General features: G+C 65.0%; 19 protein-coding genes and 2 pseudogenes. 19 read left to right on the forward strand and 2 right to left on the reverse strand.

What is annotated here, in order from left to right:
- Position 1: 1 nt before the first annotated feature.
- The gene (locus tag K0F86_RS02900; RefSeq protein WP_219132834.1) at positions 2-1,240 is read right to left on the reverse strand and encodes an efflux RND transporter periplasmic adaptor subunit; all 1,239 of its coding nucleotides are present in this window, start codon (positions 1,238-1,240) and stop codon (positions 2-4) included.
- A 395-nt stretch (positions 1,241-1,635) separates the two neighbouring features.
- Here K0F86_RS02900 and K0F86_RS02905 point away from each other — a divergent pair, with 395 nt between their 5' ends.
- Positions 1,636-4,170 (forward strand): EAL domain-containing protein, encoded by a 2,535-nt coding sequence (locus K0F86_RS02905; protein ID WP_219132835.1) that lies wholly within the window; start codon positions 1,636-1,638, stop codon positions 4,168-4,170.
- On the opposite strand, the gene K0F86_RS02910 is transcribed toward K0F86_RS02905, so the two are convergent.
- Positions 4,167-5,129 carry an endonuclease/exonuclease/phosphatase family protein gene (locus tag K0F86_RS02910; RefSeq protein ID WP_219132836.1) on the reverse strand — a complete coding sequence of 321 codons (963 nt, stop codon included), beginning with the start codon at positions 5,127-5,129 and terminating at the stop codon, positions 4,167-4,169. The two genes, K0F86_RS02905 and K0F86_RS02910, sit on opposite strands and share 4 nt — an antisense overlap.
- Positions 5,130-5,166: 37 nt before the next feature.
- Between K0F86_RS02910 and ybaK the strand changes: the two genes are divergently transcribed.
- The 18 genes and pseudogenes from ybaK to K0F86_RS02990 all read left to right on the forward strand — a co-directional run bounded on the left by ybaK (position 5,167) and on the right by K0F86_RS02990 (position 21,425).
- The gene (gene ybaK / locus K0F86_RS02915) at positions 5,167-5,658 is read left to right on the forward strand and encodes a Cys-tRNA(Pro) deacylase (protein WP_219132837.1); all 492 of its coding nucleotides are present in this window, start codon (positions 5,167-5,169) and stop codon (positions 5,656-5,658) included.
- Positions 5,659-5,755: 97 nt separating this feature from the next.
- Positions 5,756-6,400 (forward strand): glycerol-3-phosphate 1-O-acyltransferase PlsY, encoded by a 645-nt coding sequence (gene plsY, locus K0F86_RS02920; protein WP_257571956.1) that lies wholly within the window; start codon positions 5,756-5,758, stop codon positions 6,398-6,400.
- A gap of 90 nt (positions 6,401-6,490) precedes the next feature.
- Complete coding sequence (locus tag K0F86_RS02925) at positions 6,491-7,156, forward strand: DsbA family oxidoreductase (RefSeq protein ID WP_219132838.1); 666 nt, start codon at positions 6,491-6,493, stop codon at positions 7,154-7,156.
- A gap of 70 nt (positions 7,157-7,226) precedes the next feature.
- Positions 7,227-7,517: a DUF427 domain-containing protein gene (locus tag K0F86_RS02930; RefSeq protein WP_219132839.1), complete on the forward strand. Its 291-nt coding sequence runs from the start codon at positions 7,227-7,229 to the stop codon at positions 7,515-7,517.
- A 37-nt stretch (positions 7,518-7,554) separates the two neighbouring features.
- Positions 7,555-8,520 (forward strand): DUF2157 domain-containing protein, encoded by a 966-nt coding sequence (locus tag K0F86_RS02935; RefSeq protein WP_219132840.1) that lies wholly within the window; start codon positions 7,555-7,557, stop codon positions 8,518-8,520.
- Positions 8,517-10,178 (forward strand): GDYXXLXY domain-containing protein, encoded by a 1,662-nt coding sequence (locus K0F86_RS02940; protein WP_219132841.1) that lies wholly within the window; start codon positions 8,517-8,519, stop codon positions 10,176-10,178. The genes K0F86_RS02935 and K0F86_RS02940 overlap by 4 nt, the downstream gene beginning before the upstream one ends.
- A gap of 102 nt (positions 10,179-10,280) precedes the next feature.
- Positions 10,281-11,513 carry a metal-dependent hydrolase gene (locus K0F86_RS02945; protein WP_219132842.1) on the forward strand — a complete coding sequence of 411 codons (1,233 nt, stop codon included), beginning with the start codon at positions 10,281-10,283 and terminating at the stop codon, positions 11,511-11,513.
- A gap of 110 nt (positions 11,514-11,623) precedes the next feature.
- The gene (locus K0F86_RS02950; RefSeq protein WP_219132843.1) at positions 11,624-13,375 is read left to right on the forward strand and encodes a cation:proton antiporter; all 1,752 of its coding nucleotides are present in this window, start codon (positions 11,624-11,626) and stop codon (positions 13,373-13,375) included.
- A gap of 81 nt (positions 13,376-13,456) precedes the next feature.
- A complete protein-coding gene (locus K0F86_RS02955; RefSeq protein ID WP_219132844.1) occupies positions 13,457-14,365 on the forward strand; it encodes an ion transporter in 909 nt (302 codons plus the stop codon).
- Between the two features lie 57 nt (positions 14,366-14,422).
- A pseudogene (locus tag K0F86_RS27900) lies at positions 14,423-14,965 on the forward strand (ketoacyl-ACP synthase III); the annotation flags it as partial.
- 29 nt (positions 14,966-14,994) lie between these two features.
- Positions 14,995-15,240: a hypothetical protein gene (locus K0F86_RS27905; protein WP_374197259.1), complete on the forward strand. Its 246-nt coding sequence runs from the start codon at positions 14,995-14,997 to the stop codon at positions 15,238-15,240.
- Positions 15,146-15,403, forward strand: a pseudogene (locus tag K0F86_RS27910) (3-oxoacyl-[acyl-carrier-protein] synthase III C-terminal domain-containing protein); the annotation flags it as partial. The gene K0F86_RS27905 and the pseudogene K0F86_RS27910, both read left to right, overlap by 95 nt.
- Positions 15,404-15,413: 10 nt before the next feature.
- Positions 15,414-16,451, forward strand: a complete 1,038-nt coding sequence (locus K0F86_RS02965) for an NAD(P)-dependent oxidoreductase (RefSeq protein ID WP_219132846.1) — start codon at positions 15,414-15,416, stop codon at positions 16,449-16,451.
- Complete coding sequence (locus tag K0F86_RS02970; protein ID WP_219132847.1) at positions 16,444-17,274, forward strand: MBL fold metallo-hydrolase; 831 nt, start codon at positions 16,444-16,446, stop codon at positions 17,272-17,274. The genes K0F86_RS02965 and K0F86_RS02970 overlap by 8 nt, the downstream gene beginning before the upstream one ends.
- Complete coding sequence (locus K0F86_RS02975) at positions 17,271-18,566, forward strand: F390 synthetase-related protein (RefSeq protein WP_219132848.1); 1,296 nt, start codon at positions 17,271-17,273, stop codon at positions 18,564-18,566. Before K0F86_RS02970 ends, K0F86_RS02975 begins: the two co-directional genes overlap by 4 nt.
- Entirely contained in the window at positions 18,563-19,201 is a 639-nt protein-coding gene (locus K0F86_RS02980) for a phosphatase PAP2 family protein (RefSeq protein WP_219132849.1), read from the forward strand. The genes K0F86_RS02975 and K0F86_RS02980 overlap by 4 nt, the downstream gene beginning before the upstream one ends.
- Positions 19,198-20,313, forward strand: coding sequence for a sterol desaturase family protein (locus K0F86_RS02985; protein ID WP_219132850.1), 1,116 nt, complete (start codon positions 19,198-19,200; stop codon positions 20,311-20,313). The genes K0F86_RS02980 and K0F86_RS02985 overlap by 4 nt, the downstream gene beginning before the upstream one ends.
- Positions 20,310-21,425: an acyl-CoA desaturase gene (locus tag K0F86_RS02990; RefSeq protein WP_257571957.1), complete on the forward strand. Its 1,116-nt coding sequence runs from the start codon at positions 20,310-20,312 to the stop codon at positions 21,423-21,425. Before K0F86_RS02985 ends, K0F86_RS02990 begins: the two co-directional genes overlap by 4 nt.
- The last annotated feature ends 49 nt before the right edge of the window (positions 21,426-21,474 follow it).

The following is a 21,474-nucleotide window of genomic DNA, read 5'->3' on the forward strand; positions in this document are numbered from 1 at the left end:
CTCAGTCCTTCCGTGCCAGCACGGCCGCCGGTGCCGCTGGGGCGGGTGCGGTGGCGGGCGCGGCGAAGGTCACGCTGTGGCCAGGTTTCACGCCATCGAGCCTGGCGATGATGACTTTGGCGCCCGGCACCAGGCCGGATTTGACTTCCGCATAGCCTTCATCCTCGTTGCGCAGTCCCAGCGTGACGGGCTGGGCGACCACCTTGTTGTTCACCAGCGCGTACACGACGGGGCCCTGCTTTTCATTGCGCACGGCCGTCAACGGCACCAGCGGCGCCACGATTGATCGCTCGGTGACGATGCTGCCCTTGGCGAACATGCCACCGCGCAGCGCGCCATCGCCATTGTCGACGGCGATGTAGACCAGCATGGCGCGCGAGCCGCTCTCGGTGGTGGGGTTGATGCGCGTGACCTTGCCGGCAAAGTCGCGCGCGCCGAAGCCGTCGACCTTGAAGTGCACGTCCTGGCCCAGCTTGATGCGGGGAATCTCCGCGCTGGGCACGGGCGCTTCCAGGGTCAGCTGGGCCAGGTTGACGATGGTGTAGACGGGCATGTCGGGCGAGACTTTTTCGCCGGCCTGCAGGTGGCGCTTGCTGACGATGCCGGCCATCGGTGCGCGGATCACCGTGTCGGCCAGCGCGATGCGGGCGATATCGACCATGGCGGCGGCGGACTTGACGTTGGCGCGCGCCAGGTCGACCGAGTTTTGCGTCGTGTCGTAGGCCGTTTGCGAAATGTATTTTTGCTTGAGCAGGGCCTGGCTGTTCGCCTCGTTCTTGGCCGCCATGGACAGGCGCGCCTGCGCTTCGTCCAGCATGGCTTGCTGCTGCGTCAGGCGGGCGCGCAGGTCGGCCGCATCCAGGCGCACGAGGATTTGCCCGTTGGCCACTTGCTGGCCTTCCTGCAAGGTCGTTTCCTGGATCACGCCCGAGACCTTGGCCTTGATGGTGGCCTGGGTCACGGGCGCCAGCGAGCCGGACAGGGGCAGGCTGATGGTCAGCGCGCGCGCATCGATGGCGGCCACGTCGCCCTGCGCCAGTTCATGCACGGGGGACTTTGCCTGCTCCTTTTTCTTGCTCGCTTGCAATTCGGCAGCCTTGGCCGCCTGTTGCTTCGATTGCATGACGGTCCATCCGCCCCCGGCCAGACCCAGTACGACGAGGATCAGCACGGGGGTGCGCCAGCGCCGGCGGCGCGTGGCGGCAAGGGGAGAGGCGGGGGGCAGGGTCTCGTTTTTCATAGGTTTTTTAGTCAGGAGCGGCGCAGGGGCTCGGCGCCAGGTCTCGGTGCGGACCCGGCCTGTCGCTGGCCGGGAGGGAATTCGGGTAGCGCATCGCCGTGGCGGCCGCAGGCAGCACGCCTGCCGCTGCGGCCGTTCACGGCGATACGCATGTTGCCACTTTAGGAAGATTCAAGTCCGGCCGCCATCGCCATGCGACAGATTGCACAAAATCGGGGCTGGAATGCAAAAAACGGCGACCGGAGACCACAGTAAGCATGCCCGCCGCGCACGTCACGATGCTTGCGCCTCCTCAAGAAGCCGATTCGCCGGCGCGCAAGAATGGTCGGGATGGTTGCGCCACCGGACAGGCCACACGCCCGCCGGTTGCCGCGCGGCCGCGCCACGGGGGCCTGATGTCTGATCGGATTGTCGGAGCCGCGCCGTCGCCGGGCCGTTTGCTTGCCGCTGCCGAACCGCAGGCGGGGCCGGCTGGCAAGGCCTTGGACTTGCTGTCCATCATTGTTGCCGCCGTCGAACAGGCGCCTGGCCTGGCCGTGCGTGGCATCGACCGCGACGGCATCGTGCGCTACTGGAGCGCTGGCGCGGCGCGCCTGTATGGCGTGGCGGCCGAGCTGGCGCTGGGCCAGCCGTGGGCCAGGGTGGCCGCTTCGCTGCCGGATGCCGCCAGCCTGGCCGAGGATGTCGCCGGCGAACTGGCCGCCGTGTGGGAGAGCGGCAAGGCGCGCGGCATGCGCTTGTGGAAGCTGGACGCCGACGGGGCCGCGCCGCGCTGCATCTGTTCCACCGTGTTTCCCGTCATGCAGTCCGGACGTGTGCGGCAAGTGGTGTGCATCGATGTCGACATCACGGCCAGCGGCCAGGATGGCGCCGCGCAGGGTGCCTTGCTGCTGATGGGCGACAATTTCCGCCAGCTGTACGACAAGTCCGCCGACGCCATCGTATTGCTGCGCGACGAGTACATCGCCGAAGCGAATCCGGCCGCCATTACCCTGTTTCAATGTGAAGACCGGCCACGGCTGCTGGGGCGCCGCCTCAGCGATTTTTCGCCGCTGCGCCAGCCCGATGGCGAATTGTCGTCGTTGCGCGGCACGCAGCTGGCGGCACAGGCCCACGCCGACGGCAACTGCCGCTACGACTGGCGCTATCAGACGTGCGCGGGCCAGCTGTTCTGGGGCGAAGTGCTGCTCACTTCCGTCACGCTCGACCACACCTATCTGTTTTACGCCGTGATCCGCGATATTTCCTCGCGCAAACTGGCCGAGCGGGCCCTGTATTTGTCGGTACAGGTCATCGAGCATGCCAGTGTGGCCATCGTCGTGATGGACCCGCAGCAGCGCGTCGTCAGCATGAATCCCGCGTACAGCGAAATCAGCGGCTACAGCCTGGACGACATGCTGGGCAAGCCTTTCGTCCAGCACGGCGTGGAGCCGGAGGCGCCGGCGTTTTTTGACCACGTGTGGGACGAAGTCGAGGCCAACGGCTATTGGCAAGGCGATATCACGGGCCAGCGCAAGGCGGGCGGGCGCTACCCGGCCTGGCTGTCGCTGACGGCCATCCGCGACAGCCAGGGGCAATTGAGCAATTACCTGGCCATCCTCAACGATATCAGCGAGCGCAAGAAAAACGAGGAGCACACGCGCCACCTGGCCGAGCACGATTTCCTGACCGACTTGCCCAACCGGGTGCTGCTGCTGGACCGGCTGTCGCTGGCGCTGGCGGCCGCGCGGCGCAAGCTGAGCATGCTGGCCATCCTGTACCTGGACCTCGACCATTTCAAGCACATCAATGACAGCATGGGCCACCATGTGGGCGATTTGCTGCTCAAGGAAGTGGCGCGGCGCCTGGTGCGCTGCGTGCGCGGCGTCGACACGGTCAGCCGGCATGGCGGCGACGAGTTCGTCATCATCCTGGCCGAGGTGGGCGGCATCGACCAGGTGGCCCATGTGGCGTCGAGCCTGCTGCATGCCGTCACGCAGCCCTATCAGCTGGGCGAATACGAACTGCAGGTATCGACCTCGATCGGCGTGGCCATCTTTCCCAGCGATGGCGACAGCATCGAGGCCCTCGTGCACAACGCCGATATCGCCATGTACCATGCCAAGGAAGGCGGGCGTAACAATTTCCAGTTTTTCAATGCCGAGATGAATGCGCAAATCATCGAGCGGGCCAGCCTGGAGCAGGGCTTGCGCGCCGCGCTGGGTCGCGATGAATTCGTGCTGGAGTTCCAGCCCGCGCTCGATGTTGCTAGCGGGCAAATCGTCGGTGCCGAAGCGCTGTTGCGCTGGCGCCACCCGCAACTGGGCGTGCTGCCGCCCGAGCGCTTCATCGCCGTGGCCGAGGAGTGCGGCTTGATGGTGTCGATTGGCAACTGGGTGCTGCAGCAAGCTTGCCGACGCGCGCGCGCCTGGCACGATGCGGGCCAGGCCTGGCGCGTGGCCGTGAACCTGTCGCCGGCGCAATGCCTGCACAATAATTTATTACTCAGCGTACAAGAGGCGCTGGCCGTGTCGGGTTTGCCCGCCGCCTGCCTGGAACTGGAAGTGACGGAGTCCTTGCTGATGAAGGGCGGCGCGCGCCTGGCCGGCGTGCTGGCGCAGCTGCGCGCGCTGGGCGCCAGGCTGGCCATCGACGATTTCGGCACCGGCTATTCGCGCCTGGCCAATCTGCGCCATTACCCGGTGGATAAACTCAAGATCGACCCATCCTTCCTGCCCGCCGCGGCGGATGGCACGGCAGGCGAAGCCGACACGATGGTCGCCGCCACCATCATCGCCATGGCGCGCGAGCTGCAATTGACGGTGATTGCCGAAGGCGTGGAAACGGCGCAGCAACTGGCGTATCTGCGGGCACAGGGCTGCCAGCAATACCAGGGGCGCTATGCCAGCGCGCAAGTCGCGGGCAGTGTTCTGGCGAAGTTATTGAACTAGGTAATGTTTCCCAGCAGCTTGATGCGCGCCAGCACCTGGCCATGGTCGGACGCATATGGCAGGCCCAGCAGCAAATGGTCGTTGAGATAAGTCACGTCCTGCAGCACGCCGATGGCGCGCGGCGAGGCGGGATGGAAATGCTCGGACACGAGGATATGGTCGATCGTCATGTAGGCGCTGTCGTGGATATTCGTGTAGCCCGCGTGGCGCGCCGCATCCTGGCGCAGGGCGATGGCGTTGGCGTCATACAGGCGTTCTCGCATTTCCATGCCTGGTTCGCACGGTGCGCCCGCGCCCATGACGATGGACGTGGTGACGGCATTGGCGATATCGTTGAAGTCGCCCAGCACGATGCGGGGACGGCTGCTGTGGCCCAGTTCGCATGCCAGCACGCGCAGGGCCACCGCTTCCGCGCCGCGCCGCTGCAGCGAGCGCAGGTTGGCCAGTGCGTAGGCGATGGCATCGTTGCCGTCGCCGTGGCGGTAGTCGGGCCGGCGCGATTTCAAGTGCACCACGACCACGTCCGTGAGTTGTCCGCCAGGCAAGATGACCTGCACGTGCAGCGGTGCGCGGGCGAAGCGGCAGACATTGTCATCGGCGGACACGCTCACGCCGGCCGGGAAATTCGTCCAGGCAACTCCGGCGCCGGCCAGCGGCAGGCGCGACACGAGCGCCACGGTGGGCAGCATGCGTCCGGCGGCGTCCATCGCATCGTGGCCGGCCAGGGCGGCTGCGCGGTAATGGCGCGTGCGCGACAGCACGTCGCGCAAGGCCGCTTGCGAGAAAATTTCCTGGAAGCCGATCACGTCGGCGTCGAGCAGGTCGATCTGCCGCGCCGTCCATTCCGCCTTGGCTTCGTATTGCGCCGGGCTCAATGGGTCCAGGTTGTCATACAATTTCGCCCCGGCGGGGGCAAGGTTGCAGACATTGAATGTGGCAAAGCGGATTTCTTGCTGCATAATTAGCACTCCTCACTGAACGATCAGCGTATCACGCATGGCTAAAAAAGAGCATATTTCCGAAACCCAGGCGACGCAGCTGCTGCGCAAGCATCACGTTTCCTTTGAAGAACACCCGTATCCGTATGAAGAACACGGCGGCACCAGCGTCTCGGCGCGCGAGCTGGGGGTGCCCGAGCACGCGGTGATCAAGACCCTGGTGATGCAGGACGAGGCGGCCAAGCCGCTGATCGTGCTCATGCATGGCGATTGCAAGGTGTCGACCAAGAATTTGGCGCGTGGCATCGGCTGCAAGTCCGTCGAGCCGTGCAAGCCCGAAGTGGCGCAGCGTCATTCCGGCTACATGATCGGCGGCACCTCGCCGTTCGGCACGAAGAAGGCCATGCCCGTGTACGTGGAGCAATCCATCCTGGACTTGCCGCGCATCTACATCAATGGCGGGCGGCGCGGTTTTCTCGTCTCGCTGGCGCCGCAGGTGCTCATGGATTTGCTCAAGGCCAAGCCGGTGCAGTGCGCGCTGCAGGATTAAGGAAATCGTCCAAAGCCTGTTGCGGGGCATGGAGCATGGTGTATATTCTGCTGCGCCAGCCTCGACGCTGGTGCAATAAACATAATAAAGGGAAGAAATGAATCCAGTAATCACAACCGTGGCAATGACAGTGGCCGCTTACTTGCTCGGCTCGATATCGTTTGCCGTGGTGATGAGCAAGGTCTTCGGCATTGCCGATCCGCGCACCTATGGCTCGAAAAATCCGGGCGCCACCAACGTGCTGCGCAGCGGCAACAAGGGCGCGGCCGTCATGACGCTGCTGGGCGATGGCGCCAAGGGCTGGCTGGCCGTGTTCCTGGCCGACCATTTTGCTACGGCCCTGGGCGTGGGCGACACGGCCGTGGCGCTGGTGGCCATCGCCGTCTTCCTCGGCCATTTGTGGCCCGTGTTCTTCCGCTTCGTCGGCGGCAAGGGCGTGGCCACGGCCCTCGGTGTGTTGCTGGGGATTAATCCCTGGCTGGGCCTGGCGACCCTCGCCACATGGCTGATCATCGCCTACGCGTTTCGCTATTCCTCGCTGGCAGCGCTGGTGGCGGCCCTGTTCGCGCCGTTTTACTATGGCTTGCTGTTCGGCGTCGATCCTATCTTGCTGGCTGTCATCGTCATGAGCGTGCTGCTGGCTTACCGCCACAGCCAGAACATCGCGAACTTGCTCTCTGGCAAGGAAAGCAAGATCGGCGGCAAGAAGGATGCGGCCAAGGCGCCCGTCAAGAAAAAGTAGGCGCTTGATTTCCCGCGGCCCGCACGCATATGCTGTGCTTGCGGCGCCGCGCGGTGCGGCCGCCACCGACTCGCGCAAAGGCTGCCCACCATGAGTTCCACTCCCGCCACACCCGTTCCCCTCCGTATCGACTTCGTTTCCGACGTTTCCTGCCCCTGGTGCGTGATCGGCCTGAAATCGCTGGAGCAAGCCTTGGACAAGCTGGACGGCACCGTCCAGGCCGAGATCCACTTCCAGCCCTTCGAGCTGAACGCCAACATGCCGGTTGAAGGCGAGGATATCGGCGAACATATCGCCCGCAAATACGGTTCCACCCCGGAACAGATGGCGCAATCGCGCGAAGCGATCCGCGCGCGCGGCGAGCAGCTGGGCTTTACTTTCGCCATGGACAAGCGCGGCCGCATCTACAACACGTTCGATGCGCACCGGCTGCTGCATTGGGCCGGGATCGAAGGGCGCCAGAAGGCACTCAAGATGGCGCTGTTCGATGCCTACTTCACGCAGGGCCAGAATCCGTCCTCGCACGAGGTACTGCTGAAAGTCGCGGGCGACGTCGGTCTCGATACCGTGCAAGCGGCCGAGGTATTGGCCTCCGATGCCTATGCGGACGAAGTGCGCGCGCAGGAGCGGTTCTACCAGCAGAACGGCATCAACTCGGTGCCTGCCGTCATCATCAACGAGCGCCACCTGATTTCCGGCGGCCAGCCTCCTGAAGTGTTTGAGCAAGCCTTGCGCCAGATCATCAGCGGCGCTTAAGCCAGGCGCCAATGGCGCGCGCCATGGCAGACTTTTTGCGCTACACTCGGCGCAGAAGGAGGATAGTCAAATGCCAACAGCCAGCTGGAATGGCGCCGTCATCGCGCAAGCGACCGATGCGCAGGTGCAAGTCGTTGAAAACAATATATATTTTCCTTTGTCCAAGGTGACGCAGGAGTACCTGCGTCCCAGCAGTCACACCAGCATCTGCCCGTGGAAGGGCACGGCCAGCTATTACGATGTCGTCGTCGATGGCCAGACGAATGCCAACGCCGCCTGGTATTACCCCCAGCCCAAGGATGCCGCCAAGCAAATTGCCGGCCACGTCGCCTTCTGGCGCGGCGTGAGCGTCGAGCGCTGACCTGACTCCCCCTATTTCCTGACAAAGAAAGCAGACGATGGATTTACGCCTCGCCGTGTACCAACTCGCCTCGGCCCATGCGCTCGATGCCCAACAAACCCGGCAGTTGCAGGACGTGGCCGGCTTCCAGCGTGAACCGGCGCGCCTGGCCTACTGGCTGCCGCGCGGCGTGGCCGTGCTGGGTGCCGCCTTGCTGGGCATGGGCCTGATCTGCTGGGTGGCCGCCAACTGGGAAGACCTGGGTCGCATGGGCCGCTTTGCCCTGCTGCAAGGCGTATTGGCCGCCGCCTGCGTGGGCGCCTTCGCCGTACCCAAGGCGCGCATACCGCTGTTGCTGATGGCCTTGCTGGCCATCGGCGGCCTGTTCGCGTATTTCGGCCAGACGTACCAGACGGGCGCCGATCCCTGGCAATTGTTCGCCCTGTGGGCCGCGCTGGCCTTGCCCCTGTGTTTTGTCGCGCGCAGCGACGTGCTGTGGACGCCGTGGATGCTGATTTTTTCGACGGCCGCCGCCCTGTGGATGCAGGCGCATGCGCACCACAGCTGGCGCATCAATTCGGCCGATCTGAGCATTTTCGTCAGCGGCTGGCTGGCCGTGCTGCTGGCCTGTGCGTTTGTCTCGCCCCTGCTGGCGCGCTGGACGGGCGCGGGCAACTGGGCCTTGCGCCTTGGCCTGGTGCTGGCCACCATCCTCATCACGGGCACGGCTGTCAGCGCCCTGTTCGGCAGCGAGGTCGAATCGCCGTACTGGGCCGGGCTGGGCTTGCTGGCTGTCGCCGGCGTCCTGCTGGCCACGCGCCGCTACTTTGATGTGTTCGGCCTGAGTGCCGTCTCGTTGGGCGTCAACACCTTGCTGGTGTGGGGGCTGGGATACATGCTGTTCAATGGCGGTGGCAATGGCGATGGCGTCGGCAGGCTGGTGATGCTGGGCCTGGTCGCTGCCGTGCTGCTGGCGCTGACCGTGCAAGGCATTTTGTGGCGCACGCGCCAGGAGGCACCATGAGCAATATCAACACTCAGCGCGACGATGCGCTCGCCGCCCTGATCGACGACGCCACGCGCGCCGGTTTGTTGCCGCCCAACGCCAGCCGGCCCGTGCAGGATGTCCGGCCGTGGCCGCTGGTGCTGATGACGGCCTTCGGCGCCTGGCTGGCCGCCATCCCCCTGGTCCTGGCGCTGGGCGCAGGCCTGGAAAGCATCGTGCGCCACGGTCCCGGCGCGTATATCGTGGCCGCCATCGTGCTGGTGGTGGCCGTGCTGCTGATCCGCATGCGCGGCGTGGCGCTGTTTGTCGAGCAGCTGGCCGTGCCCTGCCTGCTGGTGGGCGGCAGCTTGCTCGGTTATGCCCTGTTCCGCGATTGCTCCACGCAGACGGCATCGCTGCTGCTGTGCCTGGCATGCCTGGTGGTGGCCGCCGCCTTGCCGCGCGACTGGCTGCGCGTGCTGCTGGGACTGGTCGCCTGCGGTTTGCTGGCGCTGGGCATCATCGATAGCACGCGCGACTGGATTTTCGAGAACGATCCCACGCAACTATATCTGGCCTGGATGCTGGCCCTGGCACTCTGGCTGGCCGCCCACTGGCTGCAGAAGCAGGCCTTCAACGATGGCCGCGGCGCACCCGTCGCCGCCTTCTTGGAGTCGCTGTCGACCGGGTGGGTATTGGCCATCTTGCTGGGACTGGTCTTCTGGTCCGGCATGACCTTCATGCTGGGCGGTGCGCTGGGTGGCGGCTTCACGGGCGAGGTGGCGCGCGAAGTGAGCCGGCACCAGGCCGGCGCCTGGTATGCACAGGCCTTGAATGGCGTCTCGCTCGTGCTGGCCACGGCCGCCGCTGCCTGGACGGGATGGCGCTGGCCGGCATTGCGCCAGTTGCCCGCCATCGGCGTGGCGCTGGTGCTGGTCGTGCTGGCGTGGTTCATGCCGGCGCTCGGTCCCGTGCTGCTGATCCTCGCGTATTGTGTGACGAGCGCGCGTTTGCGCGTGGCCGTGGCGGCCGCGCTGGCGGCGGCGTGGATCATCGGCAGCTTTTATTACCAGCTGGCCTGGCCGCTGGCCAGCAAGGCGGCGCTGCTGGCCGTGGCCGGCGCCGTGCTGTGCGCATTGTCGTGGCTGGCTACGCGCGGCGCCGTGCTGCATCTGGTGGAAAGCAAACCGGCGGGCGTGGCGGCCGAACATCGCGCCGTGCGCCTGGGCGTGCTGGGCGGCTTGCTGCTGGTGTTGCTGGTCGCCAACGGTGGCATCTGGCAAAAGGAGCAATTGATTGCCAAGGGCGAGCCTGTGTTCGTGGAACTGGCGCCCGTCGATCCCCGTTCGCTGATGCAGGGCGATTACATGCGCCTCAATTTCCAGGGCCTCGGCGTCCTGAGCACCCTGGCCAGCGTGGACAGGGCGCCGGGCCGGCCCCTCGTGGTGGCCAGGCGCGATGCGCGCGGCGTGGCAGAACTGCTGCGCCCGTACACCAAAGAGGTGCTGGCACCCGGCGAATTCCTGCTCGAACTGACGCCGAAGGGTGGCAACTGGGTGCTGGTCAGCGATGCCTGGTTCTTCAAGGAGGGCGAGGCGGCGCGCTGGGAAAAGGCCCGCTATGGCGAGTTCCGCGTGCTGCCCGATGGTCGCGCCTTGCTGGTGGGCATGCGCGGGGAAGATTTACAGGCACTGTAACCGCTTGATTGAACAAACCCAATGGCAGAATCCGGGGTCGTACCCTGAGGGTACGACCCCAGCCTTTGCTCTTGGGGTGGCCGCATCCTGTAAAATTGCCCGATGGATAATATTACGCATTCGGTCATCGGCCTCGGGGTCGGTGAACTGCTACATCGCAGCCTGCCGCCCGAGCCGCAAGCCCCCGCCCAGCGCACCCGGCGTGCGCTGTTTCTGTTTACGGCCTGGTTTGCCAGCAACGCGCCCGACCTGGACCTGGTGCTGACCAAGCTGCTACCGCGTCCGTTCGGCTACATGCTGCACCACCGTGGCCATACGCATACCTTGCTGCTGGCCTTGCCGCAGGCGCTGCTGTTGCTGGCCCTGCTGTGGCTGCTATGGCCCGGCGCGCGCCGGCTGCTGAAGGAAAGCGTGCCCGCCCGCATCGGCCTGGCGGCCTGTCTGCTGCTGGGATTCTGCTTGCACATGGGCATGGATTTCCTCAATTCCTATGGCTTGCACCCGTTTTATCCATTTGACAGCCGCTGGCTGTATGGCGACATGGTCTTCATTGTCGAACCCATGTTCTGGGTGCTGCTGGGCGTGCCCGTGATCATGTCCTTGCGCTACGGCATCGTCAAAAGCGTGCTGCTGGCCGCGCTGGCGGCGGCTTTGTGCTTCTTCACTTATAAAACCTACCTGGCGCCGGCTTCGCTGGCGGTTCTGCTGGGGCTGGGCGTGGTGCTGGCCGTGCTGCAAGGGCGGGCCGGCGAGCGGGGACGGGGAGCGTTGCTGCTGGCCTTCGCGCTGGCGGCCACCTTCATCGGCACGCAGGGCGTGGCCTCGGCTATCGGCCGTACGCGCATCGAGGCGGCCGTGCAGCGGCTCGACCCCGGCACGCGCGTGTGGGATGTGGCGATGACGGCGTTTCCCAGCAATCCATTGTGCTGGATCTATGTGTCGCTCGACAGCAAGACAGACGTGTACACCCTGCGGCGCGGCACCCTGAGCCTGCTGCCCGCCTCGCTGGCGCCCGCCGCCTGCCCGGCCGGGCTGGCCGAGACGGGCAAGCGGGAACAGCAACTGGCGCCCGGCATCGCCGTCTCCGCGCAGGCGGCAGGTAGCTTGGCCGCCTTGCGCACCTTGCAGGCGGACAATTGCTATGTCGACGCCTGGTTCCGCTTTGCCCGCATGCCCCGCTTGCATGCGGACAAGCTGACGGACGTGCGCTTCAATCCCGGCATGCTGCCCAATTTCACCACCGTGGAACTGCAGCAGTTCCGCAGCCGCCCTTGTCCCGCCTACGTGCCGGGCTGGGACCGCCCCCGTGCCGATATGCTGGCGCCGCCGAAATAGAGAACGGATGTGTTGCTCTTAGGAAAAAATATCGCGTGTGGGTCTGCTTCGCCGTGGCCCAGCATGCGACACTACCAATTCAGCAAGAATGATATTTAGTTAGGACTATTTTGGAAGAGCAACACGCCTTACCGTATTTGCGGGAAACCCTGCTGTTTCTCGCCCTGGCCGGGATTTTTATTCCGCTATTGCAACGCCTGAAAGTCAACCAGGTGCTCGGCTTCCTGGCCGTCGGCTGCCTGTTCGGCCCGTTCGGCTTCGGCCTGTGGGCCGGCGATTTCACGTGGCTGACGTATTTCTCGTTCGTGCGTGCCGAGCAGGTCAGCGGACTGGCCGAGCTGGGCGTGATGTTTTTGATGTTCATGATCGGCCTGGAACTGTCGACGGAACGGCTGTGGGCGCTGCGGCGCTGGGTATTCGGCGCGGGCGTGGGGCAGGTGGCCGTCAGCGCCTGCCTGATCGGCGGCGTCGCGTATTACTTCGGCCTGTCGCTGGAAGCGTCCATCGTGCTGGGGCTGGTGCTGTCGCTGTCGTCCACGGCCGTGGTGATGCAGCTGCTGACCGACCAGCGCTCGCTGCAGACCCCAAGCGGCCAGGCGGGCTTTTCCATTCTGATGTTCCAGGATCTGATGGTGGTGCCGCTGTTCATCCTGATCGACGTGTTCGCCAGCGGGCGCAGCGACGACCTGGCGTATCTGCTCAGCTTTGCGGCCGTGAAATCGGCGGGCGCTATCCTGCTGATCTATCTGCTGGGGCGCCGCGTGATCCGTCCGCTGTTCCAGTTTTTCGTCAAGAAACGCCAGCCGGACGTGTTCATGGCCCTGACCTTGCTCAGCACCCTGGGCATCGCGGGATTGACGTATCTGGCGGGCCTGTCGATGGCGCTGGGCGCCCTGCTGGCCGGCTTGCTGCTGGCGGAGACGGAATTTCGCCACGAAGTGGAAGTGACGATCGAGCCCTTCAAAGGTTTGCTGATGGGTCTGTTCTTCATGTCGGTGGGCATGCAGATCGACGTGCGCGAAATCCTCAAGTCGCCAATTTTGATCCCCTTGGCCGTGCTGAGCCTGTTTGCGCTGAAAACCCTGGTCATCAGCGTGATTTTTCGCATCGGCGGCTTTCACTGGGGGCGCGCCGTGGAAACGGGCGTGCTGCTGGGGCAGGGCGGCGAATTCGCCTTCATCGTCGTCGCGTATGCGCTGGGCACGAAATTGATCGGCCCGCAGGTGGCGCAGTTCGTCATGCTGGTGGTGGGCCTGAGCCTGTTCGCCACGCCGGCGCTGGCCAAGGCGGCGCGCGCGTTCGGCAACTGGTGGGAAAAGCGCCACCACCATCAGCTGGCCGACCTGGCGCACGGCGCGCCGCCGCCGCAGGGCAGCACCGTCATCATCGCCGGTTTTGGCCGTGTGGGGCAGTTGCTGGCCAAGGTGCTGACGGAACAGGATATCGCGTATGTGGCGATCGAGAATGATGCGCGCCTGGTGACGACCCTGCATCCGCGCGGTTTCCCCGTGTATTTCGGCGATGCGTCGCGCGCGGAACTGTTGCAAAAAGTCAATGCGGACCGGGCTGCCGCCGTGGTGCTGACGATGGACCACGCGGCCTCCGTGCTGCATGCCGTGAAATCGATCCGCCGTGAATATCCGCAGTTGCCCGTGTATGCGCGCGCCCGCGACGAGGCGCATGCGGTGGCCCTGATCCAGGCGGGCGCCACCCTGGTCGTGCCCGAGGCGCTGGAGTCGGCGCTGCAGCTGACGGCCACCGTGCTGCACACGGTGGGCATCTCGGAAGCGCGCACGACGGACATCGTGCAAGCCGAACGCGACCGGCGTAATGCCGTGTTGCTGGCGAAAAAGCTGTCGTAGCGCAAACCTTATTGCAATCGTGCGTGTCGCCGTGCTTTGTAAATTATCTATACAATAATAATATATGAGCACACTACCCACATGAAAGCCGCGACGAAGAGCGGCGCGGCACCCTTGACGCCGCAGCAATTGGCGGCACAGGAAACGCAGCAAAAATTTGGCAAGCCCGAGCGGGGCTGGCGCGAGCAGGTGTACACCGTCATTTTCGAGGCGGAAACGCGCACGGGCCGCGCCTTCGACCTGTTGCTGATCGCCGCCATCCTGATCAGCGTGACGGTGGTTGTGCTCAGCAGTGTCGCCTCCATGGCCGAGCGGTATGGCACCTGGCTGACGGCGCTGGAATGGTTTTTCACCATTTTGTTTACCATCGAATATTGTGCCCGCCTGGCGTGCCTGCAGCATCCCGTGCGCTACGCCAAGAGTTTTTTCGGCGTGATCGACTTGCTGGCCATCGTGCCGACCTACATCGGCTTGCTGTTGCCGGGCGCGCACGTGCTGATCGACGTGCGCATTTTGCGCCTGCTGCGCATGTTCCGTATCCTCAAGCTCACGTCGTATGTGCATGAATACACGGTGCTGGGGCGGGCCTTGCTGGCCAGCCGGCGCAAGATCCTCATTTTCTTGTCTTTTGTCATGATGGTGGTCTTTCTGTTGGGTACTGTGATGTATGTCGTGGAAGGGCCGGATAACGGCTTTAGCAGTATTCCGACGTCGATATACTGGGCCATCAGCACCATGACCACGGTGGGTTTCGGCGATATCACGCCGCGCACCGACATCGGGCGCACCATCGCTTCACTGATGATGCTGCTCGGCTGGGGCATCCTGGCAGTGCCTACCGGCATTATCAGTGCCGAAATGACGGTACAGCGCAGTTCCAAGCTGGTCACCACGCGTACCTGTCCCACGTGCCTGAAAGAAGGGCTCGATGACGATGCCAGTTTCTGCAAGAGTTGCGGCGTCAAGCTGCCGCCGCTGGTACTCGATTGAGCGGCCTCCATTAACCGTGTTTTTTCGCATTTAACTTACATTTACATAAAGGCAAACATGATTCCAGTTCGCCTGATCGCGACGGGCAAAGCCGTGCCCTCGCACAGCGTCACCTCCGCCAGCCTGGACCTGAAATTGGGGCATCCGGCTGGTTACACCTTGCGCAAGAGCGGCGTGCTGTCGCGCTTTGTCGCCGCGCCCGATGAATCGCAAAGCCAGCTGGGCGCCGCCGCCCTGCTCGACGCACTGAAGAACGCCAGCCTGCGTCCGGCCGATATCGATCTGCTGATCTGCGCCTGCGGCGTGCCCGAGCAAGCGTTGCCGAACACGGCCTGCTTCGTTGCCGAACACGCGGGCTTGCCGCCCGGTACGCAAAGCTTCGACGTCAATGCCAGCTGCCTCAGTTTCATGGCCGCTTTCCGCGTGGCCGCCTCGATGCTGGCCGGCGGCGCCTACCGGCGCATCGCCATCGTTTCCTCCGACCTCGCTTCGCGCGGCGTCGACTGGAGCGAGCCGGAAGCGTCGATGATCTTTGGCGACGGCGCCGCCGCCGTCATCGTCGAGCGCGGTGACGGCAGCGCCGGCATCCGCGCCTACAAGATGGGCACGTATCCGGAAGGGCGGCGCTATTGCGAAATCCGTGGCGGCGGCACCGAGCGCAACCCCCGCAACGGCTGCGAACCGGGCGATTATCTGTTCCGCATGGATGGCAAGGCCGTGTTCCGCCTGGCCGTCAAGGTGATGCCGGATTTCCTCGCGGAACTCATGCAGGAATCGGGCGCCGGCCTGGAGAAAGTCGATGTGGTCGTGCCGCACCAGGCCAGCCCGCTGGGGCTCGCGCATGCGGCGCGCATCCTCGACGTTCCCGATGCTAAAATCATCAAGATCTTTGAAACGCACGGCAACCAGGTGGCCGCCTCCTTGCCCACCGCTCTGCACGAGGCGGTGATGACGGGGCGGGCCGTGGCAGGCCAGCGTTTGCTGATGATGGGCACGGCCGCAGGCCTGACCATCGGCGGCATGATTCTTGACCTGTGAAGGTGGTGTGATGAGGCGGATACTGGTCACGGGAGCGACGGGCGGCTTGGGGCGCAATGCCGTGCGCACCCTGCTGGCGCAGGGCGTGGAAGTGCGCGCCACGGGCCGCAACGCTGCCGTGGGCCGCGAACTGGAGCGCATGGGCGCGCAATTCGTGCCGCTCGATCTGGCGCAGGCGTCGCCGCGCCAGGTCGACGAGCTGGTGCGCGGCATGGACGCCGTCTGGCACTGCGCCGCGCTGTCTTCGCCCTGGGGCGCCGAGCGCGACTTCATCGCCGCCAACGTCACGGCCACGGGCCAGCTGCTGCGCGCGGCCGCCAGCCAGCACGTGGCGCGCTTCGTGCACATCTCCACGCCGGCCATGTATTTCGATTACCGCAACCGCTACGAGGTGCCGGAAACCTTCCGCCCCGACGCTTTCGTCAACGCCTATGCGCGCTCCAAGGCGATGGCGGAAAAGCTGGTGCAGGAGTCGGTCGACCGGCATCGCGGCATGACGTGCGTGATCCTGCGCCCGCGCGCCATCTTCGGCCCGTACGACCAGGTGCTGATCCCGCGCCTGGCGCGCGTGCTGGAACAGCGCGGCGGCAAGCTGCCGCTGCCCAACGGCGGCGCGGTCACCATCGACGTTACCTATGTCGACAACGTCGTGCATGCGATGTGGCTGGCCACCGTGCACAAGACCGTGCAGTCTGGCGCCGCCTTCAACATCACGAATGGCGAACCGGCGCGCCTGTGCGACATTTTGCGTACCTTGTTTTGCGAGCACCTGCAGCAGCCGTTCCAGATCGTCAGCGTGCCCTATCGCGTGCTGGCGCTGGCGGCGCGCCTGATGCAGTTCGCTTCGCGTTTTACGCGCCGCGAACCGTCGCTCACGCCCTACAGCATCGGCGCGCTCAGTTTCGACATGACGCTTGATAACGCCAAGGCGCGCAAGGTGCTCGGCTACCGTTCCATCGTCAGCCTGCAGGAAGGCATCGCCCTGACGGCGCAGTGGATGCGCCAGGAAGCGGCGGCGCACAAGGTGGGCAAGGAGCGCAATGGCTAGCATCACTGCGTTTCGCGTCGGCCATTGCACCCATCCCTCGTGCATGGTCTTGAAAGGCAGCGGGCTGGCCAGCCGCTGCTTCCCCTCGCGCGCCTACCTGATCGAAACGCGCGCGGGCCTGTACCTGTGGGACACCGGTTACGCCGAGCACTTCCGCGCCGCCACGTCGAAAGGCGTGTACCGCCTGTATGCGTGGGTGACGCCGATTTCGTTTGACGACAATGAATCGCTGCAGGGACAGTTGCGCGCGCAGGGCGTGGCGCCCGGCGACATCCACACCCTGCTGCTGTCGCACTTCCACGCCGACCATATCGCCGGCCTGCGCGACTTTCCCGGCGCGCGGCTGATGGCTTCCAAAACGGGCTGGGACGCCGTGCGGGGATTATCCGGCGTGGCCGCCGTGCGCCAGGCTTTCGTGCCCGAGCTGCTGCCGAATGATATTGCCGACCGCCTCGATTTCGTCGAAAGCGTGCCCGAGACGGCCTTGCCGGCAGCCCTGCTGCCATTCACGCACGGGCGCGACGTCAGCGGCACGGGCGAAATCTACATCGTCGACTTGCCCGGCCACGCGGTCGGTCATCTGGGTGCCTTCGTGCTGCAGGATGGCGGCTGGACCTTGCTGGCGTCGGACGCGGCCTGGGTGCCGGAAAGTTTTCAGCAGCTGCGCGGGCCGTCGGAACTGTCCTTCCTCATCCAGCACAAGCGCGCGCCGTATTACGCCACCCTGAAGCGGCTGCACCAGTTGCACCAGTCGGGCAATGCGCAGATCCGCATCACGCATGAAGACAGCAACGATTATTTGCCGGTGGCGGGCCGCCCGTGAAGCGAATTTTCTGGCTGTTGCTGTCGTACTGGCGCACGCGCCGCCTGCGTTTCACAAGCCGCGCGCAGCTGGACGCCTACCAGCAGGAGCAACTGGCGCGTTTCATCGATGTGCTGTGCGCGCGCAGCCGCTATTTCGCTCCCTATCGCGTGCTGCCGCTGGCACAGTGGCCCACCATGAACAAGGCGCTGATGCTCGAGCATTTCGACGCCATGAACACCGAGGGCGTCACCTTGGCGCGGGCGATGGACGCGGCCATGGCGGCCGAGCATAGCCGCGACTTTACGCCCGCCGTGGGCGACATCACGGTGGGCCTGTCGTCGGGCACCTCGTCGCGGCGCGCCGTATTTACCGTCAGCCCCCGCGAAAAGGCCCAATGGGCGGGCGTGATGCTGGCCAAGGCGCTGCCCGACGGCCTGTTTTCCGGCGAAAGAGTCGCCCTGTTCCTGCGCGCGAACAGCAATCTGTACACGGCCGTGCGCTCGCCGTGGCTCACGTTTGCCTTCTACGACCTGTTCGCACCGTTCGACAGCCTGTGCGCGCAGCTGGCGCGCTATCAACCTTCCGTGATCGTCGCGCCGGCCCAGGTGCTGCGCCAGCTGGCCTTGCGCGTCATCGATGGCAGCCTGGCGCTGGCGCCTAAAAAAGTGATCTCGGTGGCCGAAGTGCTGGAAGCGCAGGACCGCGCGCTGATCGTGCAGGCGTTCGGCGCCGTGCATGAAATCTACCAGGCCACCGAGGGTTTTCTTGCCAGCAGCTGCGAGCACGGTGTGCTGCACCTGAACGAGGAATACGTGCACATCGAACCGCAATGGCTCGACGCTGAAGAACGTCGTTTTGTACCCGTGATTACGGACTTCACGCGCATGACGCAGCCCATCGTGCGCTACCGCCTCGACGATATTTTGATCGCGCGCGCCACGCCATGCCCGTGCGGCCGCGCCACGCGCGCCATCGATGGCATCGAAGGGCGTTGCGACGACCTTCTGCTGCTACCGTCCGTGCGCGGCGGCGCCCCCGTCGCCGTGTTTGCCGACGTGCTGACGCGCGCGTTCGCGCAAGCCTTGCCGGCGGACGCCGATTACCGCCTGGTGCAGCAGGGCGACAGCGCCTTGCAGCTGCATGCGGCCCTCGACGACGCCGGCCTGGCCGCCCTGCGGGCGCACCTGGCAACGGTGCTGCGCGGCCTGGGCGTGGCCGTCGACGGCCTGGCCTGGACGGTGAGCGGCGAACTGCCTCCCTTTGACCCCACCATGAAACGGCGCCGCATCCGGCGCCTTGCGAGCGCATGAACCCTTCTTCCATGACTTTACCTTGCCGCCTGCTGCACCTGCTGGCCGGCTGGGGCAGCGTCGGCCTCGTGTATTTTTCCAGCGACCTGCTGCAAGGGCAGGGGGTACTCTTGCCGGAAACGGCGCTGGACCGCGCCATTCCCTACACGGACGCCGCCATCTGGCTGTATCTGTCCTTCTTCATCCTGATCCCGTACGCCTACCTGGCGGCCGATGCGGCGAGAGTGCGCTGGCTGGCGCGCGCCATGGCGCTTTCCGCGCTGGCTTGCGGCGTGGTCTTCCTGCTGTACCCGACCACGCTTGCGTATCCGCCCGTGGGTGACGGCAGTGCCTGGAGCACGCAGGCGCTGCGCATGCTGCAGTCGGCGGACTCCACGCAAAACTGCCTGCCCTCGCTGCACGGCGCCCTGACATTATTATGCGTGTGGGCCTTGTGCGACAAACGCCACCTGCTGCGCTCCGCACTGGCCGTGGCGCTGGGCGTGGCCATCTGCTACGCCATCATCGCGCTGCGCCGGCACGTGAGCATCGACCTGGCCGCCGGCCTGGCCGTGGGCGTGGCGGGCGGCATGTTGGCGAAAATGCAGGTATTCTGGACGGCTCGCCGCGCCATTTCCACTGAAACCGCATCATGATGAACCCCTTTGCCCTGTCTTTCCTTGTCATGCTGGCCTTCGTGCTGGCCGAACTGCTGATCCTGAAATGGGTGCGCAAGACCCCCGTGCCGTGGAAGGACGTCATTTTCAACCTCAATTCCGGCCATATCCTGATGTGGGTATTCCGCGGCGTGGAAGTGGCCGCGTTTGCCCTGCTGCTGCGCCATGTGAACCTGCACATCGTCGACCAGTGGCCCGTGGTGGCGCAATGGGTGTTCGCTTTTTTTGCCTGGGACCTGTGCTTTTACTGGATGCACCGGCTGCACCACAAAATCCCTTTGCTGTGGGCCGTGCACGTGGTGCACCACCAGGGCGAGCATTTCAACCTGTCGCTGGGCGTGCGCAATTCCTGGTATTCGTCGCTGACGAATTTCCCGTTCATCGCCATCCTGGCCGTGCTGGGCGTGCCGCTGGAAATCTTCCTCGTCGTCTCGTCGCTGCATTACACGGTGCAGTTGTATAACCACAATGCGCTGGTGAACAAGTCCGGCATCCTGGACAAGTTCATGGTCACGCCCTCGCACCACCGCGTGCACCATGGCACCGACAAGCGCTACATCAACCGCAATTTCGGTGGCACCCTGCTGCTGTGGGACAGGCTGTTCGGCAGCTTCCAGCCCGAACTCGATGGCGTGGAAATGCGCTATGGCGTGAAGGGCATGACACCCACGCATAATCCCCTGTTGGCCAGCAACGGCAAACTGTTCAAGTGGCTGCGCGCGCGCTTTCCCCACTGGCAGTCACGCGGCACTTTCGAGGTGCCCGAACTGTTCATCGGTAGCGGCGGCGTGATTTTGTTTGGCCTGGTGATCTATTACGTCAACCACGAAGCGGCTCTGGCCGGCGCGCAGCAGGCCATCCTGTTCGCCTTGATTTTTGGCGGCACCCTGGCGCTGGGCGGCCTGTCCGATGCGCGGCGCTGGGGCGCCATCGCCTGGGTCGCCATCGCGCTGGCCATGCCGGCCCTGTATCTGGGCTGGTATGGCCCCCGCGATGCGTGGGGCATGGTGTTTTTGGCCGCGCTGCTGGCGCATGGCCTCGATGGCGCGCGCCGCCTGTGGTGGCCGCCTACTGCGGGGACGCGCGCGTGACGCCTGTGCCTCCTTTGCCGCCGCTGCGCTTCCAGCCAGCCCGCGATTCGGCCTTCCGCCGCGAACTGCGCGCGCGTGCCGATGCCTACCTCGCCAGCGAAGGAAAACACCGCTTTGGCGACCTGCGCCTGCATGCGAAAGCCGTGTTCCTGGCCGCGCTGACGGTGGGGCTGTATGCGCTGGCCTTGAACGCCGACAGCACCTGGCCGTTTGTCGCCAGCTATGTCGCCTGCCTGGTCGCGGCCATGGTGCTGGCCATGAATACCCTGCACGATGCGGCCCACAGCGCCGTCTTCCGCCAGGGACGCCTGAACCGCATCCTGATCCGCCTGGTGGGCTTGCCCGTGGGCGTGGACACGGATTTCTGGACCATCCGCCACGTGCACTTCCATCACACGTATGCCAACGTGGAAGGCTATGACCTCGACACGGAACCGAATCCGTTTTTGCGCCAGACGCCGTTCCAACGCTGGTCGCCCCAGTACCGCTATCAATACCTGTACTGGCCCGTGGTGGCGGCCCTGTCGCTGCCGTATTTGAACTGGTATGGCGACTGGCTGGACCGCTTTGGCAAGACGCCCGTGGGCGCGCACAGCCGCTTGCAGGGCTGGCGCAGCTGGCTGTCGTTCCTGGGCTGGAAGCTGGGCCACGTGGCGCTGGTGCTGGCGCTGCCCATGTGGGTGCTGCAGCCGCATGGCATAGCCTGGGGCGTGGTGCTGGGCGCGTATTTTCTGGGCCAGATGCTCGCCTCGTGCGCGCTGGTGGCGCTGATCCTCGGCACGCACTGGGCCGAAGTGGAGTTCTTCCAGCCGGGCCAGGACGGCACCCTGCCGCACGACTGGTATCAGCACACGTTCTACACGGCCTGCGACTGGACGCCGCAACCGCGCGCGCTGCGCTGGCTCGGTTACTGGCTGGGCGGGCTGAATCTGCACCTGACGCACCATCTGTTCCCCACCTGGAACCACCGCCACTACCCGGCGCTGGCGCGCATCATCGCCGAGCTGGCGCCACGCCACGGCCTCGTCTACCGCGAACTCGGTTATGGCCAGCTGCACGCCTCGCAGCAAGCGTTCCTGCGCGCCATGGGCCAGCCGCCGGCACAGTCCTGACGAATCGCGCTTGACTGGATTTCTGTTTCGTCTTACATTTCTGTAACGA

The organism is Janthinobacterium sp. UMAB-60 (assembly GCF_900095235.1).
Classification (GTDB): domain Bacteria; phylum Pseudomonadota; class Gammaproteobacteria; order Burkholderiales; family Burkholderiaceae_D; genus Janthinobacterium.

Bases quoted from the DNA above. Each gene is read 5' to 3' on its own strand.
- plsY (WP_257571956.1), top strand. From the start codon at position 5,756: ATGAATCCAGTAATCACAACCGTGGCAATGACAGTGGCCGCTTACTTG.
- K0F86_RS02985 (WP_219132850.1), top strand. From the start codon at position 19,198: ATGATGAACCCCTTTGCCCTGTCTTTCCTTGTCATGCTGGCCTTCGTG.
- K0F86_RS02930 (WP_219132839.1), top strand. From the start codon at position 7,227: ATGCCAACAGCCAGCTGGAATGGCGCCGTCATCGCGCAAGCGACCGAT.
- K0F86_RS02935 (WP_219132840.1), top strand. From the start codon at position 7,555: ATGGATTTACGCCTCGCCGTGTACCAACTCGCCTCGGCCCATGCGCTC.
- K0F86_RS02940 (WP_219132841.1), top strand. From the start codon at position 8,517: ATGAGCAATATCAACACTCAGCGCGACGATGCGCTCGCCGCCCTGATC.
- ybaK (WP_219132837.1), top strand. From the start codon at position 5,167: ATGGCTAAAAAAGAGCATATTTCCGAAACCCAGGCGACGCAGCTGCTG.
- K0F86_RS02955 (WP_219132844.1), top strand. From the start codon at position 13,457: ATGAAAGCCGCGACGAAGAGCGGCGCGGCACCCTTGACGCCGCAGCAA.
- K0F86_RS02900 (WP_219132834.1), bottom strand. From the start codon at position 1,240: ATGAAAAACGAGACCCTGCCCCCCGCCTCTCCCCTTGCCGCCACGCGC.
- K0F86_RS02965 (WP_219132846.1), top strand. From the start codon at position 15,414: ATGAGGCGGATACTGGTCACGGGAGCGACGGGCGGCTTGGGGCGCAAT.
- K0F86_RS02925 (WP_219132838.1), top strand. From the start codon at position 6,491: ATGAGTTCCACTCCCGCCACACCCGTTCCCCTCCGTATCGACTTCGTT.
- K0F86_RS02910 (WP_219132836.1), bottom strand. From the start codon at position 5,129: ATGCAGCAAGAAATCCGCTTTGCCACATTCAATGTCTGCAACCTTGCC.
- K0F86_RS02970 (WP_219132847.1), top strand. From the start codon at position 16,444: ATGGCTAGCATCACTGCGTTTCGCGTCGGCCATTGCACCCATCCCTCG.
- K0F86_RS02905 (WP_219132835.1), top strand. From the start codon at position 1,636: ATGTCTGATCGGATTGTCGGAGCCGCGCCGTCGCCGGGCCGTTTGCTT.
- K0F86_RS02980 (WP_219132849.1), top strand. From the start codon at position 18,563: ATGAACCCTTCTTCCATGACTTTACCTTGCCGCCTGCTGCACCTGCTG.
- K0F86_RS02945 (WP_219132842.1), top strand. From the start codon at position 10,281: ATGGATAATATTACGCATTCGGTCATCGGCCTCGGGGTCGGTGAACTG.